1 protein-coding gene is annotated in these 20,544 nt (G+C 46.0%); it reads right to left on the reverse strand.

Annotation, left to right across the window (positions count from 1 at the left end):
• Nucleotides 1–154 precede the first annotated feature (154 nt).
• Nucleotides 155–20,536 (reverse strand): right-handed parallel beta-helix repeat-containing protein, encoded by a 20,382-nt coding sequence (locus tag WC980_03325; protein ID MFA5794083.1) that lies wholly within the window; start codon nucleotides 20,534–20,536, stop codon nucleotides 155–157.
• Between the last annotated feature and the right edge of the window lie 8 nt (nucleotides 20,537–20,544).

Consider the following 20,544-nt stretch of genomic DNA (forward strand, 5'->3'; position numbering starts at 1 on the left):
CCGGAGGCGTATCTGCAAAAAAATAAGTTGTTATGATAATTAAAGCGTGTACTCTGACATGACGCTTGCACTTCGGCGCTATAAATTGCCAGCCGATGAAAACTGATAACTCCCCCACTCCTTCTGCAGAAAGAGCGGGGGGATAACGGCCAAACTAAAACTTAGTGGTTAACCTGATAAACGCGCCCTGAACTTTATAGCCTTTGCCGTATTCAGCCAGGTTGTCTGAGAAATCCACAAAGTTATATCCGAATCCAAGATGCACGAATCTGCCGACTTCGCGATCGATTTCAAATACCGCGCCTGATTTCTTATCGTCAGCTAACCCAACCGACAGGATACGATATTCAAGGCCAAGCTTAAGCTTATCAAGGAAGTCTATACTTTCTGAACGGATTCTGTAATTCAACCTTAAAGCAACCAAATAAACATCACTGTCAATATTTTTGATATTGGTAAAAATCTCAGTATTACGGCGATAAGCCAGCTTCTCAACTATCTGGAAGTTGTTTACAACATCCTCTGCGCCTTCCAACGAGAATATCAAGGCTTTAGTCCGCGTCTTGGCCATATCACCCTGAGATAAAGGCGCTTCATCATCCAGATAAGATATCTTGCCTAAGAAATTATACTTATCGTCCTTGATCGGCCTGTATGCCGTGCCTAAGACTACTTCGGTGAATCTTGCTTCAATCTGGCCAGTGGTTTCATTCTTAGTCTGACTCAAATTAAGTTTTAGACTCAAAGCCATATCTTCATTGAGCTGATAATAAACGTTATTGGCCGTCAGTAAAGATGTTCTCTTAAGCGAAGTAGAATCTTCCTTGCGGTACTCACCGCGAGCCCCGCCCTTAAGATAACCTCTGACTCTGGTCAGATCCTGTTCCTGCGGATGAGATTTATAGGTAACGCCAAGAGCTAATGCATCGCGCGTCTGTATAACGTTGACATCGCTACGCTCATAACTAGCTGTCATACCCCATTTTGAAGTCAGCGCATAATCCGTTCCGAATAATCCACCGTAAGTCTTATCCTCAGCACTGCGTACGGCAAAACGCTCCTCACGATACAAGCCAAGCTTACTGGAAACCTGCTCCTTCTCGCCGAGAATAATATTCTCGGTTTTTTGTCCGGCAACTCCTTCGACTATCTCATAATTAGTGTATAGCGAATGCCTCTCACTTACATTAGTGGTTATGCCAAAACGAGTAGAATTACCGTTATTACCGGCGGTCTCCTGTATGGTCCCGGTGGTCTTCTCGGATAACTTCATTGTAGCTCCGACCGATGTCTGGTTGTTCGACTTTCCACTCAATGTGCCCTGTTGTTCAGCAAAAACAGTCATTTGCTTGTTCAACTCGTATTCAATCCTGGCCGCCAGTGCTTGCTGAGCCTCAGCCTTCATTAGCGGATTAACCACCGGCGACTTAACAGTCTGATAACGGTATTCACCTGTCAGTTTCATTGGCGATTGTAAATGAACCAGCTGGAAAGTCCCCGTTTGTGTTTCTGACGCCCCAACCTGCGCGCCTGACGCAACATTACCGTTATCCAAAATCTTTTGGTTATCAAACCGACCAAGGACCGTATCGTTTTCTCCTAGTTTGGCTCCGATTTCCAGCCCAAATTTATCGGTGCCCTGTTGTGAAGCGCTTGAGCCACCGGCTGACGAAAACCCGGCTTCTATTCTCTGGAAGTAAAGTCTTGTTGATATTTCCTGAGGACGGTTCATGAACATCCCGCCAATGTCAAGATTCACACCGACTTTGTAAGCGCTGCCGCCATTGCTAACGGCAGGATTAGTCAGCGTTGACCAGTCATTTATTCCGCCATTATAGGAAACAAACCCATTAATACCCTCGTATTCACTCTTGGCGTATTCCAGCTTGGCCTCCCCATATTTACCTATCTTAGCTGATATATCAGTTCCCATCAATAAGTAATCGTTCAGGTCTCTGGCTTCCTTTACATATGTAACTCCAACATTAAGCATATCACCGAAAGACTGGGTTATCCGAGCTCCACCGGCCTCGTTTTTCCAGTTACCATCAGGTAAATATTCGTAATCAACTAAAACGTAGGTCGGATTGCCTTCCAGTATTTCATTAGAAATTAAGGTGTTGGAAGCAACGACAGAATTCACCGGTCTATAGAACATAATCCGCCCATAGCGATAATCTATATCATAGTCATCACCACGGGATAACGTCTTGACTTCAATTACCAGACCGGTAACCTTATCACGCACTTCAATTGACACTTTTTCGGTACCATCCATAACATCTTTATGCTGGAGATAATACAAGGATCCACCGGTACCAAGTAATTCGTCATGTGATGCCATCTGCCGGGCGGTAGCTCCAAATAGGGTTATGCCACCGTTCTGCTGCCAACCAAAATGCATTTTGCCTCCATACAAAGACCGGTTGTAAGGAGCTAATTCAGAGCCGCTAAAACCAGTATTGTAACTGCCTACTAACAAATCAGACAAACCTTTTTCAACCTTAAGAAAAATCGCCCCTTGTGTGTTGGAAGCTTCATCAATACGCGTTGATTGATCACCATAAAGCGGGTAGAACTTATCCGGATCAATATACTTAAACATCTGAGATTGCGAATTTCTCAGGGCATTCTTGCCGGCTCTATCGGTATCTACGGAGGCCGTTATCTTCCAATCACTCTTAGTGCGCATTTTAATAAACCCGGCGGCTCTGATATCAGTGTAAGTACCGTCTTTATAAAGCCTCTCAACCACGCCACGCCCGCCCTCAAATGCATCAAGTCTTGCAGTATCACCACTACGCCCATTACTACCGACCATTGCATCTATCACGCCAACATATGTAAATTCCTCCTTAACACCTCCAGATATCTTGATATCTTCAGAAATAGTTGATTTCATCAAGCCATCAGAACTTAAAGCCTGAATTATCAATTCTTCTTCAGTTGCCGGCACATATAATTCTGTCTCGAAACTACCATCTTCAAGGGGTTTAATCGTAAGCATATCAGGCATCGCCGCGGTAGAAATTGTTATCTGATTAGTCGGACTTGTTAAACCACTTATACTGTAAAGCTTTCCTTCAACAGGTATGTTTTGTTTTTGGAACCCTTTAGCGGGCACATAAATAAGTTCCTCACTTACTTCCATTTTTTGCCCGGTTATTTTACGTATATTAACAGTCCAAGGATCAGTAACACTGAAAATGCCTTCCCTGGTCTGGTCGGTACGCCCCATGCGGTCAATAACCGTAAGAATAAACCTGTATTGTTTACCCGGTTCAATTATGCGTTTCCCATCACCGGAACGACCATCCCAAGATATTGGCTTCCCGACATCTGCACGCGTCCCTCTAAATTCCTTAAATACCTGGTAACCAACTGGCGCAATAGTCTTGATTTCTTCTCCTTGTTTCTTATCATCTTTATCTTTTTTGTCAGCATCCACTTTATCAATTACAAAACCGCCTTCATCATCAGCACAAAGCTCATCCGCTCCGGTAAGAGGTAATATTGGAGCAAGAGACGACTGTTCGATAGGTTCCAATATTTCAAGCAACCAGTTTTCAATAAAGTTTGGATAATTAGTTATTATCTTGAATTCAGCTGATTTCACAAGCTTACCCTGCTTAAGTTCCATAATTTCAGGGCTCAAAACACTTTCCAAGTCAGAGACTACCTCCATAGACTCGGATGATCTTTTTACCATTGTCTCAAGTTTTGTCGGAGGCACCTGCCCCTTAACCACCGCTTCTCGCCCATAACCATCTCTGGCCCAAACCCTTATAGCCGGATCATCCAGTTTCACTATTATTTCCCCCTTATATCCCTTAACCGGGTCAATCATTAAACTCTTTTCATTGATGGTAACAGCGATATTTTGCAGTCTCAACTCTTTTGTTTCACTGCTATTCCAATTCAAAGGTATTTCTGATTTACCAATAGTAATTCTAGGAATACCTTCTTTAACAGTTACAAAAATAGCAAATGCGGCATTTTTTCTTTCAGATGCCGCAACTGCTGATGTTTTTACGCCGAAATTAATCTTTTCTAATCTTGCACCCGCAGTAAATCTAGCAACCGCCGGATTCATGGTTGTTATTTTACTATTAAACGGCAATGAGTTCTCGTCAACTTTAAGAACTTTAGTCTGAGGCTTGATTCCTGCCACATGATATTTACCATCTTTATCCGTAATTATGGTTATACCATCCTCGGTCATTATCTTGACATTGGCCATTCCAACTTCGCCCTCATCCTGAATACCGTTGTCATTGGCATCCATAAATACCTTACCGATAATAGTTGCATAATCAAAAAGCGGATCAGGAATAACCCTAACTTTGGCAATGGCCTCATTCGATACCGAACGCCCGTTATAATAGGCTGCCGAAGCGATATTCTTGTATTCGCCGAATAATGCCCCCGCACCAACCACTAATTGATACCTTAATGTAATCGTATCGGTAGCAGTTCCTTTAGCTGTAATATTACCAAGATAAAACATCTTAGTTATGCCACCAGTCGGCTCCGTAGCTACTTGCCAATCCGCACTGCCAATCTTAGTAACAGCGCTATTTTTTACATACTTGAATCCAGCCGGCATTACGTCATGAACGTACACATCTTTAAGCCTTGTCGTACTTTCATTCGAAACTTTAACCTCGTACGTCAACACTTCACCAACCGACACTTCTTTCTTATTAGCTTTCTTGGTAACCTTGACTAAGTTACCTGTTGCATCAAGAGGAACATCAATTTCCCATACGGCTGCGGCAACGGTAAATGTAGCAGTTCCACGGGCAATATTCTTATCTTTATCTACGCCACCCTCTTGAACTTTTTTGCTTAATGCCGTCATTGTATCTGTACTACCCGGGAATATATAATTAGTATTTGATACTCTCAAACGGTACTCCCCGGCAATAACATTCCACTGATAACGCCCATTTAATCCGGTTACCCAAGGATTTGCATTCGCCCTGTCTGGCGTTGCCACATCACTATCATCATCGACAGTTAATGGACTGCCTATTTCAATACCCATACGAGCCGTTATCCAACCGGAGACCGGATCATTATACTCTAGTGTAACCGTTGCATCCTTTATAGGCTCGCCCGTGATTGAATCGTAAACAACACCTGTGGGGTCAACGAAAACGACGTCAATAATATCGCTGATACCGCCATTACATGCGATAGAAATTGACCTTACTCCACCTTTAAGTCGAACTGATAATTCATAATTACCGCTACTATCAGCAGTGGCCGTAATAAAACCAAAATCGTATAGAGTTGACTGCCCTTTAGATTCCGTATTAACCTGAAGAGTAACAACAGAACCTGGTTTTGCCTGCCCATTAAGATTACAAATACCACCAATAATAATCGTACCAGTTACCGGCCCATTTATAACAGGCACGTCATCTGTAGAGGGGCTATCAGATACGGTTAAATTAGCAATATTCGCACCCTCTGTACCATCACTGCCTACCGGCTTAAGCGAAATTACGGTTCCAATCGGGATATCATTTGGCAGTTTTAAGCGATACTTCCCATTAATATCAGACTGGGTTTGACCCAATATCTCCCCTGTTTTTGTATTAACAATGCTGATTAACTCATTCGGCTTCGCGTCACCGATTATTACCGGTTTTTGAGCTATCATCTTGTTAGAATTTGGATATCCAATTTCCAATGGCATATATTTGGTAGAAGTCTTTACAGTATCTACCAGTAAAGGCTCCGTAACCGATGATGCCCTAGCATACACGGTATAAACTGAATCGCTGGCTACCGCTGCTCCCGGAATCAGAGTTATCAAAACAACCGTATTCCCGCCAGAAGCTATCGAACTGCTTGTCCAACCACTTCCTATAACTTGAGAGGTTATTTCGCTCAATAATTGACCGGATTGCTCGTAATAACGAACGGTCCAATCTGCCGTTCCACCGGTACTAGTCAAAAGGTAAGTGTCACTATAGTTACCATCATTTTGGATACGAATGTAATAGGTTGTGGGTTCGCTTAAACCAACGGCGTGCTTTTTGTGCTGCACACTATCATCAGCTATATCGGACTGGTTGGTAATATAAATGCCGTCCCCATCTTGATTGTCATTAAATTCAGAGTCACCTCTTAATGCCAAATCAACCCTGGTAGAAAGCATTACTGAAGCTCTTGCCCTAGAAGTATCAGTGATTGTTGATTGCAGAGAGCTTGTAGCGATAAAATCAACATCATTAGTAACATATGCGGCTAAATTAGTCGCGGCACTGATTTGCACAACAAATTCCTGAGAGACAGACGGATTCAAAACAAATACGTTTGTATTTGTAATGTCTTGCCCGGAAAGGTTATAATAAGAAACCGTCCATCCTGTTGCCAATTGTGTTGTTGCCGAAACAGTTATCGCATCTGCGATATTCCCCTGATTTCCTATTTTTACGTAATAAGAAACCACCCCACCATTCATAACTGTTTGCGTTACTGTTTGCGAATCGACATCAAGATAAACATTTTCCCCGACATAACTACCACTACCTTTGACTGAGAGATCAACCTTATAAGCTGTCCTCACAGTATTCTGCACAGAAGCGGTGTCAAAGGCGGTCATCTGCTGACTGCTAGTGGCCGTGAAGCTTATCAAGCAACTATCGCCACTCCCCAAGCTTGAAGATGCCGTAACTAAAACTTTAATAGTCTCTATTCCACTGTACGGAGAGAGTGACGCGGTCGTAAATACGCCATTGGATACGTTGTTGGTAATATCGGTATTATCTATTTTATAATAAGATACGGTCCAACCTAAGGTTGATACATTACTAGATAAAGTGAAAAAATCTGCCTGGGCACCGTCATTCTCCACTCTTATATAGTACGTAATGGTTTGAGAATTATCGATAAGCGAGCTATAAGTCTGGGTCGCAGGAGAATATGTTGCATTAAATTGGTAGCTGCTTTGGCTAGTATAATCCCCATCTCCTTCTTTCATAACCAACACATCCGGGCGGTAATAATTGGTAAATCGGGTCTGGGTGCGCACATAATCATTTTTATTCTGGTCCAACCCAGAATAAGCACTGATATCAAAAACTAATTGATCATTGGCAAGCGTTCCTGTGTTAGCGCTTATTTTCACCATTATCGGACTGCTATAAGCATCTTTAGCCAATACCAAACCACCCCAATTAAGCGACTGCCCGACCGTCAAAACCTGGCTGATAGGAGCGCCTAATTCTACCTGCCAAGTGGCTCCCCCTGGTATAGCGGAAGATGTCACCGTAAAACTATCACTTGTATTACCATCATTCTGTATTTTTATATAATATGTAGCAACCGGAGCGGCATAAGCCACGTCTTGCAAAACAGTCTGGGTTGTAATATTATCCGGTGGCGAATAATTATTATCACCTGTTGGGGAAACGAAAATCCCCGTCAGATCAGCTAAAACATCCGGCTTTACCACGGTTGACACAACCGCGTTGGCAATTATTTCGTCTGAGTTTAAGCCGTTTGATGCGGTTACCCGCAGTAAGACATTCTTACTATTGTTGCCAAAAGCTGACGGCAACGCAGCTAATTCTATTCTTATATCAGGCACCACTGTTGCACCCTGGGAAACTGAACCGGTATTATACAAGCCATTTACCACCTGGGTTGTTATATCCGTACCCGAACTGTTATTATAATAAGAAATCACCCAATCCACATCCCCGGACGTCCCGGTTACTGTATAAGAATCAGTAACGTTGCCATCATTTTGCAGTCTGATATAATATGTAAGCGTCTGCCCGTTTGGCGCATTCTGAATCTTTGTTTGAGCCGTTGGCGAATAAACATTGCTGCCTGTCTCATCCAAGAAATCACCCTGCAGTGCAATCCAGGTATCCGGCTGATAGGACGATAAAGCCCTGGTTGTAACCCTGACCTGATCTAAATCTCCCGAAGGAGTGCTGGAAAGATTCATAGTAACAGAGTAAGTCTGGTTAGCTGGCGTGTTGTATCCGACTGCCACCGTCAGCATTAATTCCTTTGTGCCATCAGCACTTAAAGCGTAAGTTTTCCCAGTTGATGTAATATCAGAAGTGATATCGGTCAGACCATCATAGAATCTTATGGTCCAGTTAGAATCACCTTCATCAGCAGTCGTTATTTTAATATCGGCTGAAGAGTTACCGTCGTTTTGCAAAGTCACATAATATGTGGCTGTCTGCGCCCGACTCACGTCAAGAGTCTTAATCTGCGCGGAAACTGTCGATTCATAAGTATTATCGAACGAATATGAGCCACCCTGCTCTTTTACCCAAGCATCAGCCTGGTAAGCGGCGTTAACGGTGGTTGTGGATTTTACCGCGTCTTCAGAACTGTCATTCGAAGCTACAGCACTGATTAAAATAATTTTGGGTGACGCCGGCGAACTGTATTTTCGAGGCGTTACAAGAGCTGCGATCTTATTTTCGCCAGAAGCCGGATAACTCTGGGTCCATCCGCTACCGATTATCTGTCCGGTTATATCCGTCATGGCTGGAAAAGTATAATAAGAAATCGTCCATCCGGCCAAATCATTAGAGTCGGCAGTGCCGGCCGTCCCTGTAACCGCTATACTCGTAGACGAATTACCATCATTCTGGATCTTAATATAGTATGTAGCGATAGCATTACGGTCCACAGTCAACCCGCCGCCCGGCGGAGCCTGATCTGTCACAACTGAAGATTGGTAAGCCGCCCCATCTCTGGTATAGCTGGAATCATCGACAGATATTGATACGTCAGGTTGGTAATTATTGGAAACAGTAGTCTGTGCAATGACTGCATCTACCAGATTACCATCCATCGTTGACGTCACAGTAACGGTTACAGGTAATGTGGTGGAACCAATCACGCTGGTATCAGGCATCACTATCAGCTTAAGTAATCTCGTCAATCCGGCATTAAGAGAAAACGCGGCCCCGGCCCCGGTCGTCGTAACCGCATCGCTGATATCAAGGTTTCCGCCATCCACATCATAATAACGGACCGTCCAGTTGCCACCGCCAAAACTCCGGTCACCCTGGCCGACCACACTTAAGGTATCGGCCGCCGTACCATCATTCTGAACCATTATGTAATAAGTCACTGACTGGGCGCCAGGTCGATTGCTGACTAACTGGGTTTTTATCTGGTTGGTATTGCTATCAGGCTGATACGGAGGACCATTCCTTAAATATGCCGGGTCGTCTTTATTCGTTTGTGTGCCTTCGCCATTATTCATCATATAAATATCCGGCAAAGATGCGCTCATCACCACAGTCGATACCTTAACACTATCCGCTTTAGACCCATTTGTCGTTGATGCCGAATAGATAAATACCTCATGGTATTGCCCGCCGGGCATACCGCTATTGGGACGACAAACAGCTTTAATAGTAATGTCATTTCCCGAAAATTTCTGTGCGGAACTAAAACTGTAGGTCCCCTCAATCATCGCTTGAGTAATGTCTGTTCCGGGGTCAGCATCATCCAAATAATATGTTATTGTGCCCCAGCCAGACAATATACCGTTAACACCATCCCAAGTGCCCGTGCCGGAAATCGTGATATTCTCATCGGTATTACCATCATTCTGTATTTTTATGTAATAAGTTATCTGATTATCATAATCGGCGCTGCCGGACTTGAATTGATTGGATGGACTGGTCGGCGGATTGTAAGCCTCGTATGGCGAATCATTCCTAACATAAGCTGCATCTAATTCATCATACCTTTTAACCATCATATCAGGTTGATAAGAATAATTCACTGTGGTTTTAGTGGCGACAGAATCCCTGATATCATCATTATCAGATTTACTGGCTACAATATTTATCAACTGCATTATTCCGCCGGACGCATTGGCGTCGCTCCATTGCGGGGACAATTCCGCCCGGATTATTTTCACTCCGTTCGAAGGCAATGTGAAAGTAGTGGTTCCGGGAGTAAATGCATCACTGCCGTTAGGGTCAGACGGATTGCTGTTATTGTGGCGGTAATTAATCACCCAACCTGAAGGCGTAGCCGTGGCGGTTACTTTAAATGTCGTATCGGTATTGCCTTCATTTTCTATCCTGATATGGTAACTAGCCACCTGGTAATTATCAACGCTTTGGGTCTTGATTTCATCAGGATCAGTCACCGGATCACCGATAAAACTATCACCGCTGTAAACCGTCTCGGTAACGGCCTTAATCAAAACATCCACTCCATAATCAACCAGACAGGTCGTTTCAGTCAAAACAGTATCCTTCTTTTCCGTCACGCTGTTTTTGGCCGAGGCAATCAGGTAAATATTGGCTTTGCTGGTCGCCGTAACACTGCTACCCGGCGTAGCCACAATCATAGCCTTGGCAAAGCTCGGATCATCAAGATATGTAATTGAAGCAGTATTGTAAGTGCCGACCTTTATAGCAGACGTTCTGTCCACCCAACCACTCTCGTCCACATAATAAGACACTGTCCATCCTGCCGGAGCGCTGCTTCCCGTAACCGTAAAGACCTCGTTAATGTTACCATCGTTAAGAATTTTAACGTAATAAGTCACAAACTGATTCCGACCTATTAATTGCGTTTTAGTACTGACCGAATCAGACGGCGTATATATGCCATCACCATCATAAGAACTGTCATCATTACTGACCAAATTGTCCGGTTGATATGCTTTATTCACCATGGTCACCGCTGAGACAGCATCATAGGTGAATTGCGGGGTTGAACGGGAGCCATGAAGTTGTATCTCGTAATTAGTATCACCCTGAACCGCGTTATCCGGCTTAACTTCAACCATAATTTCGATAAAGTTACCAAAGGTTATGCTCGGAGTCGGCCAACCGGCGCCTGTAACATCAGTGGTGATTTCGGTGTTAGACGGATAGAAATACTTAACCGACCAGTTTCCCCGGCCTCCAAATCCTGTCCCATTACCCGTACCGGTGATAACATAATCCAGATTAAGGTTACCGTCATTATTAATTTTAATGTAATAAGTAACTGTTCCATTGCGGTCAACAGATTGGTTTACCAGCGCGGCATCCTGCTGGATAGGCGGGTAATAACCGTCTCCAACGTAACTGCCGCCGTTTTTCTTTATGCGCGCATTGACCGTATAACGCGGTGTGATTTTGACTGTAGCCTGGGCTGCATCCGATTCCTGCCAATACGGTGAATAAATGGCATTAACAGCAATAGCTTGAGTGGTGTTACCAGCCACATTTGATGTCGGCGTTACCTTGGCGTAAATAATCTTAGAACCGCCGGAGGCCGTAATTAATCCCGTCAACCAGCCATTCACATTAATGATGTTTGAGGTTATTTCTACATCATCACTGATGACTCCCGGGGAATTCTGGTTAACGTCGTGGTAATACTTTATGGTCCAGTTGGCCGGAGCCTGGGTAGCGGTCAGACTGTAACCGTTCACCACATCGGTTGTTCCATCATTTTCTATTTTGTAATAATATGTAATGACCTGATTATTATTAATCCACTCATCCGGTGAGAAATTCTGATCAGCCGGATCGTTGCTGTATGGCGTACCATCATACTGATAAGAGCTACCCTCTAATTTGACCTGGATATCGGGTTGGTACGAATGAGAAATAACAACCGCTTTTACCGAATCTTTCTTTAGTGGTGTTGTATACGAGTTTACATACAAGTATATCTGCTTGGTTGTAGCAGGACTAACCTGTATCGGGTCATACGAAATATTAACCCTGATTATTGTGGAACCGCCGTCACCGGCTAAACTTCCAGTATTCCATCCGGAACCGACATTAGTTATCTGTGGAGTAATATCAACGCCTCCTGTCGGAGCATCAAAATATTGTATCATCCAACCATCGGCTGAAGCGTCACCAGTTACCGTGTATGAATCCGCTGCCCCAGCCGCGTCATTCTCTATCTTAATGTAATAAGTAGCCACAATAGTAGGCAGCAAAAACTGCGTTGTTTTCTGCGCGTCGGTAGCTGGATTCTCCCTGACATTATTACCCACCCAATCAATATTATTGTTACTTATCAAAGCATCAGCCACATAAATACTGGAAAGATACGCCCTCGCCTTAACCGCGTCTATCTTGGCTGTCTGGGCAATAGAACGGGCCTGAATAACTGTATCGCGATAATCACCTACTTCACCCGCTGTACTCCATACCCTAAGCAACAACACATAAGAACTGCCGGGACTCAAAGAAGGAGATATCCACCCAGTGCCGATAATATTCCCGGTAATATCGGTCGTCCCGTCATAATAAGAAATCGCCCACACCGAACTGCCCGTCCCGGCGCCGTTTCCGGTGCCGGTCACGCTGAAGGTATCTACATAACTACCGTCGTTCTGAAGCTTGATGTAATAGGTTACATAACTTTCACCTTCCCTGAGTTCATTGCTTACTGACTGCAGGGTAGTTGCCCCGTCCTCATATGCCGCATCGTTCCTGAAATAAGCCGTATCGGCATCGGTATATTTCTTCACCATCAAGTCAGGTTGCAATCCGCCTGTTACCGTCAGCATGATTTTGACCTGGTCTGTCTTAGCGGTATCCTGTATTGACTTAACCCATGTCAATATCGTAGTCTGTTCACCGCCTAACCGATCCTGGCCCGGCTTGGCCTCTATCCTGATTCCCTTGGAATTCCCCGGAATAAGCGTGCCTGTGGTCCAGCCACTTCCCCTGATACTGCTGGTAATGTCTGCTCCGGTATCATCATTATAATATGTTATTGACCATCCGGTCGGCAATGCGCTACCGGTCACCAGAAAACTTCCATTACTGGTCCCGTCATTCTCAACTTTTACATAATAAGTTACCGTATTATTAATGGCTACATTACCTTCCAAAAGCTGCTCTTTAGGCGGGTCGTAAATATCACTGCCTGAATAGCTGCCACCGGCTGATTTTACCAGCATATCCGGCATATACGGCTTTATCTGGGTTATGGTCTTGACCATGTCCCGCAGGCTCAGCGCCGGATTGGCGCCGGAAATAGCCGTCACCGTTATCTCCTTGAACGAATCCACAGCCTGCCCTGAAGGCGTAACTTCCATCCTTATTAAATACGTCTGGCTGGGAACAAGAGTTCCGGATCCGGGCGGACAACGCCAGCCATTTACATTTATTATATCAGATGTGATTTCCTGATTATTACTTTCGTCATAGTAGGAAACAGTCCATCCCACCACCCCGGACGTACCTTTAATTTTGAAATAATCGTTGGTCGTCGGCGAATCATTCTGTATCCGAATATTGTATGTTATCGTAATATTGTTATTGGTATTATAAGTAACTTCCTGCTGGCTACCGCTCAAGTTATACACATTGTCACCAATATATGAAGTATCGGCTAATTTTTTGACATGCATATCAGCCCTGATCGATGCCGGCTGAATAGTTCTGGCGACCGAAACAGGGATGAAGCTAAAAGCTGTCATCTGGTGTGGCGATTCTAATGTAAAGTAATCGGAATTTCTGATTTCGCCCCTTATCTGGGCATCCAAGCTAGCCGTATCAGAGAAGTCCACCACTACGAAGAATGTCCCGCTCAATACCTGCGCCTGAGTCAGGGTTATATTGCACGTACCGCTGGTCAGGGTATCCAGACCCGAGGAAATAAGTGTATCACTCAGGGGGCTGAAAGCATCATCCAAATCAACATCTTTGAATATCTTGACGGCGCTGACATCAGAATCCTTGAAATACTGACCGCCTAGCCAAACCTTGATTTTCTTGAGTATTTTTTCCGTGTGGCTGCTACCCACCGGTGAAATCGGCCCGAGTTTCAACTTCATTATAGATTTATCCTGGTCGTTATGATAGAAATCAGCCGATGTCGCATCTATACCACTGCTATTGGTGAGCGAAATAACTGACTGCCATATTATCGAGGAATTATTCTGTTCATTATCCCTTGTCCCGGCCGAAAATCCGCTGGTGGTATAATTAATAAATCTTACCGTCGTCGGCGTAATACCGTTGGAATTGGCGCTGACAGTATAATTCCCGGTATTATCAAACGTGCATCCGGAAAGAGTTTTGTCCGCGCCGTTATTGATGGTAATGTGGCTGCCAGAAGTGGTAGTAAACGAACAATTATCAAGGTTGTTCAGAATACCGGTATTTCCGAAATTAGCCCCATCCGCATCAAGATAACCAAACGTTGCGTAAGTAGCCGTAATCGTCCCGCCGTCTATCAACAATGACCACGGATTAGGCGATTCCGAAAGCTTGGTAAAAATAGTCGGGTATGCCGCAGTTCCGGCTATTTGTAATTCCGCCCCGGCCGGCACTTTAATGCGGCTCTTTCCGCTGTTAAATCCGGCCGCGGCCTGGTCCAGATATATCCGTTTCTGAACATTGGCATCGCCGTCACCGGTATATGTCTCCTCGGCATAATTAAACTTCTTAGTGCCGGCAATAACGATATCTCCGGCAAATACCGTAGCGCCCAACACCCCGTTATATTTTCTCAAAATAACGCTGTTACCCGGCCTGTCGGACGACACTATCCTGGTGGTACTGCCTAAAGTAGTGTTCCTGGTCATCAGCTGCTGCGCCCCGTTTAGGTTTGGTTCAAAATAAATATCAGCCGTACTGTTGCCGTTTATGGTAGAATCAACAATCAGATCCGACTGGCTGCCGCTGTCTGAATATACCCATACGCCTTTGGCATTGCCGGAAATAGAAATATTGGTCATCACCTGTGATGTCCTGTTCCCGCTTCCCAACCTCACACCAGCCTGGGTGTTATTTACGAATGTGGAGTTGTCTATGGTATTGTTGCCGCTGGACCCGAGTATCACCAATCCTGAATCGGTACAATTGCTTATGCTCGTAATCGTAATGGTATTATTGGTACACCCGTCAAGTATCACACCCTGATAATTACCGGTAATATTGCACCGGTCGATGGTCAATCCCTCTCCGGCCCCGGCGTTGACGTTCTGGGCGTAAATGCCGTATTTAGTGGCCGCATCGGCACCGAAATAAGATATATTAGCAAACTGGAAAAACGCCTCAGACCCGGCCTTCATATATATGTAAGGATTATAACTGCCCAACCGGGTGAGATAACAGTTTCTGACATAGTTATCCGAACCCTTGGCCTCCATATAACCGGTCGACTCCAGCGTTATGCCGTATTGGCCGTGGCTGGCGCAGGAAAATTTAAGCGAGGTGTTGGCGCCTATTTTAAGGTTACCCGAAACAGACATATCGCCCTGTGTCCACCAAAACTTTCCGCTGGTTTGGTGCCGGATTTCACCACCCTGGGCGATGGTCACATTACGGGTAATGATGTCATTGGCTATGGTCAATACCGAACCGTTCGGCACATTCAGGGTTGATTTGCAGTCCATCAGGCCGATGCTTATATTCTTACCGTTAAGGTCAAAAGTCCCGGCTCCGTCCAGCGAAAATAAATTAGCATTGCTCGAAGTCATCGCCACCGCTTGGGTGGAATCGGCAATTCTTATCGTTCCGGTATTGCTTATGGTCCCGTTACCGACTAACTGAAGCGTCGTAGCCACGCTGGAAGCATCCAAAGATAATTGGCCGGCCGCGCCGACAGTCAGACTGTTAAGCTTAACCGTACCGGAAACGCTGACCTGGTGATTGATGGTCACGTTAGCCCAATCCGAAGGCAATAATCCACCTTGCCAGGTGGAAGCTACTGACCACGGACCGTTTTGGGCGGTTGTTGTCTGATTCACCTGCCACAAGACACTTCCGGCATAAAGCTGGTCTTTAGTACCGGGATAATCATTGGCAAAATTGGTAAAGGTGACGCCAGCACCCGACCAGTTGATGGCCACGTCCGTGTTGGCCGAGTTGTCAAACGAGCATCCGGAGAATGTCCGTTGAGCCACCGGGATGCTGGTCGTCCCGTCAAGGTACAGACACCGGCTGCCCGGATACATACTGGAAAAAGACACATTATTAAACGGATCAAGCCGGGCGTTGGTCCCGTTAATATAAAGCCCCGTCGTCGGCAACTTACTGAAATTAACGTAATTGGCTTTCAGCGTGCCGTAAATCCTTATCCCCAACCAATTATACGCATTAAGATACTGGTCGGTAGTAACTGTCGTTGCCCGGTCGGCTGTATTGCCGCTGGACATATCCACTATGGCCGTTGTGGCATTAGCCGTGGTCATACCCAACAGGTCATTAAAATCGGTATAGCTCGTACTGCTTCCGGGCATCCCGCAAAAAACCAGCTGTTTCTTAGTGGTTGCATCCGGCGTCGCATTCACACCAGGAAACTCACCACCCGGCCGTGAAGCCGTATTATAATTGAACGGCATCGTACCGGTCGGTACAAACAGATGCCCCCAGACTTTGGTCAGCCCGGGCGTCTGGTCGTGGCAGTACGAGAACACCCCGTTATAATAATTACCTGCGCTCGGATAAATCCGGTTATAACTCGGATGCAAATATATCTCAGTCGGCGAAGCAAACAAGCAGTTACGGAACTGAAACCCCCAGCATGTTTGGTATTGCCAACCATTATAGTTTCCCCAGGGGTAAAAATTATTAGCCATGACCATATAAACGTCCTGTCCGTTTGGTAAAGCAGAACCGCCGCTGTCTTTGCCAAAGGTGCAGTTGTTAAAAACATGCCAATTATTAAAAGCGTATAAGCCGAAATATATGCCTTGGTTGGTGTTTCCGTAATAATATTCACCGTTAAAGATATTGGAAGTAGCTGGCATATAAGCGTAAGGGGTGTTAAGCGCGCCGCCGTTAGAATGGCCGTAGAAATACATCCCGGCCGAATAATTATCGTGGATTTTATTCCCCTGAAAAATATTACTGTCGCAATATCCATCGTAATTATTATTATTTGTGTTGTTTACCCAGCTGTTGCCTCCGGTATAACGACCCCATCTTATCCCGTAAAGGCAGTTATATACCTCGTTATTCGCGATATAATTACTGTCCGAGTCGTAAAACATCCAGATACCGCTATCGGCGATATTATAAATCTTGTTATTGGTGATGCCTTGCCCGTTACTGGAACTATTGTTCTTGGCGTTCCAAAGCGAGACGGCGCAATAACTGTCGTGTATGTCGTTGCTGTCTATCAGGAATCCGGACCTGCCATTATTGCCGTTCATGTTGGTTATGTTGATGCCCAGCCTGGTCGGGGTGGCCCATGTATCAAGCCAACCTAGGCTTGACAGATCGCAGTATCGTATCAGAACTTGAGCGTCGTTTTGTATCCTGATAAACGTATTTATTTTATTTTTAGCCGTAAAGAAGCAGTTCCGGTTACCGGATGAATTCCCGGTCATGGTCAGCCGGCCCCGGCCGTAGACCCAGATGCCGAAATTATAGTTTCCGTCCGGCCAGGTTGAATTCATCATCGTCTCGCTGTTCTCGTATAAATCCAAACCGCCTTCTTCGTATGCGGCGTCAGTATTATCGTTCACCCCTATGTAAATCCCGCCATCCTGTACTATCCAGGTCTTCTTAGCTCCGGACGGGCTGGGCTTAAACTTGAGCAATGCACCACTTCCTGCCGCGGCCCCGGAAACACCTATGTTCATCTGCTGTGTGGTCATATTACCGGTAAAGGTCATGGTCATGGCTGCGTTAAGGTTTAAGGCGGTCCATACCCGCGCTTCAGACAGCTCGATATTCAACCCGGACAGCCAGACCGGCGTTGTGCCCCTAAAAACCCAGGGCGTCGGGTTATCCTCGATATCGCTATTCTTAACCTTTATAATAACTTTACGGTCATTCGCGGCATTAGCAAAATTGATGGTTCCGCTGTTCCAGATGGAGCCGCCCTCATCCAGGGTCAATATCACATCCCCGCCGGCCGGGTCACCCATATTGAATTGCATAATCCCGCCGGACTGGACCTCTATGCCGGCGCAAGCCCAACTCTTATCGCTGTCTGTTATCGGCACCGTCAGCGTATGCCCGCTCCGGACCACCAACAAGTCGCCGCTGGTCGGGGTCCGAGTAGCGGATACCCAGTTATTATAACCATTTTCATACTGCCAGTTGGTGACCGCATCAAACCTGACTGCCGCGCCGTTGGACCTGAATTGCATAGGCCCGTCGGTATTGCTCGGGGTCATATACCAACACACAGCGGAAGCCGGATAACCCGTTGTATAATCACTGCCGACACCATATATCGTGCGCGTATTAACTGTGCCTAACACTCGCCGGGGGTTGGTCCAGTTGGTAAACGTTATCTGATTATTGGCCTCAATTTGCACATTGTAGTTTAGCGGCGACGTGTCAAAAGAACATCCGGTGGCCGTGATGTTTTTGTATTGCGCCGGGGCCCCGGCCTCGGTCTGGATATAAAGGTGGCGCGAGCCATAAAGACTGTATGTGGCATTACCGCCACCGAAGTTATTGGCAAAATTGCAGTAATCCAAGCCGGAATCAGTCGGCTCCGCCGTTGAGGTCGGCTCAATGCGGGTATTGGCATCTATCCATAAACCCTCGCATATATCACTGAATGAAACATATTTCATACCAATATATGCCTTGGCACCGGCTGAACCAAAACCCCTCAGGTAATAAAGATCCCTGTAGTTGCCATCTGTTCTCTGGGTTGAAAACTGACTTCTGACGATAATGGGCTTATCGGCGGTACCCACCCATTCGGTGTGCTGGTCCGTAGGCATATAGGTGGTATTGGCGCTCCCAAACCTTATCTGAGATAACCTTTGGAGGCCTGTTCCCAAATTAGCGGTTGCGTCGTATCCTACCTGCCGGTTGACCTCAACTATCTTCTGGACATTGGCATCGCCCGAACCGGCGATGCTGTATCCCCAGCCGGTAGTCCAGCTTCTGTAGGTCTCGGTATCGGTCCTGAGCTTAGCCAAAGGCCGGTTATCGGCCGATTCACCAACATGCTGGACCCAGGTCCTGACATCACCACGAACCCGGATGGATCCCGGTCGACCTTGGTGCTTATATGAGATTATGTGCTGATAATCCCAACTAGCCGGCGAACTCCCGTAAACAGAACTATGAAAATAGTTCCAGCCGTCATGCCAACTCGTACTGCCTAGTTGATCCTGTATCTCATAGGTCGAATCAAATACACAGTTATAAAAACTCGCCCTTATCCAGGCAGCTGCAGGATAATAATAATTAGTACCCCAAGGATTAACGGGCCATCCACCTTGCACGCCTATATCCGCATAACCATTATTGCCCTTGACGCCGAATTGGCTGTCTACCAGAAAATATGCCCGGTTCCATTCCCGGGAATCCCATATTACCATCCCGAACCAGCCGTTGCTGTATGATTTCAGGCCGACTATCGGGTAATCCGCCCGAGCCTTATATTGCAACCATACGCCATGAAAAGTACAACCGTATATCTCCACGTTCTGAATTATATAATTAGGCTCCAAGGTATCGTCGTGGTATAGATAAAGGCCAAACCGACAACTACCGTATATTTGGGTATTGGTAACCTTGTTGGCAGAACCGTTATTAAGCATAATCCCGCCGTATCCGCCATAGACAAGGCAGTTGTCTACGGTCAGGCCTTCGCCTATCCGGCCGGTGTCATTATTGCCATCCACGCCGTTGGCATAAAGCGACGCTTCCCAACCGGTACCGTCATCACCAGACGGTGGGGTACTGCAACTGCGCAAACGATTGCGGTTGAGGAATATATTGCAATATTTGAGCAGGGCCGAACCGCCGTCAGCCACGAACATATTGGAGCTATAGGTGGAACTGCTACTGGTCGTATCAAAAACGCACCGAGCCGCCTCGGACGTACCGGTAGCCGAAAGATAGCCACTGCCTGTAATTTTTATCCGGTATCCGGTTGTAAAATTAGTGTCCCAACCACTATTAGAACCGCCGTTCATATAAACGTAACTATGGCCGGTTATCGCTTCCATGTCAAAATAGCCGTTGATCCAGAAATTACCGCCGGAGCAATAAAGCTTGGTGCCCGATTTCTGCCTGAGCGTGGCGCCGGAGGCGATATTGATACCGCCGCTCGAGGTAAGATCACCGACCATGGTTATGACCGGCGTACCGCTGATATAAAATTGGGTAACGGCCGGCAGAATAAACCCGCCGATCTGGCATTTGGTCTGGTTGTTCCAGTCGGGAAAAGCGCCGTTCAGATTAGCCGAACCGGTCGAAATGATGGTGGCCGTATTGACGCTGGCGTTGTCAAACCTGACCACCCCGCCGTTGGTCAGCGATGAGCCTACGGTCAATGTCACCGGGTTAGCCACGGCGTTAAGCACTAACGTCCCCTGAACCGAAAGTACCCCGCATATGCCGGAAGAGGTTATCGACACGGTATGCCCGGCCAGGACGGTGACCGTATCGCCCAGCTGGGGTATACCGGCCGGGGTCCAGGTGGCGGTGCTTTCCCAGTTGCCGCTGCCAACTGACTGGTACGAGGCGTTCTCCACTATGACCGGCGTATCCGAATCAAAAGCCCAGAGCGTCGCCACGGATAAACACAGATGGACGCAGAAATAAACGCATAGCAGATAAATCAACCTTTTAGAACTCATACAATCCT

The organism is Candidatus Brocadiia bacterium (assembly GCA_041658285.1).
Lineage (GTDB): Bacteria > Planctomycetota > MHYJ01 > JACQXL01 > JACQXL01 > JBBAAP01.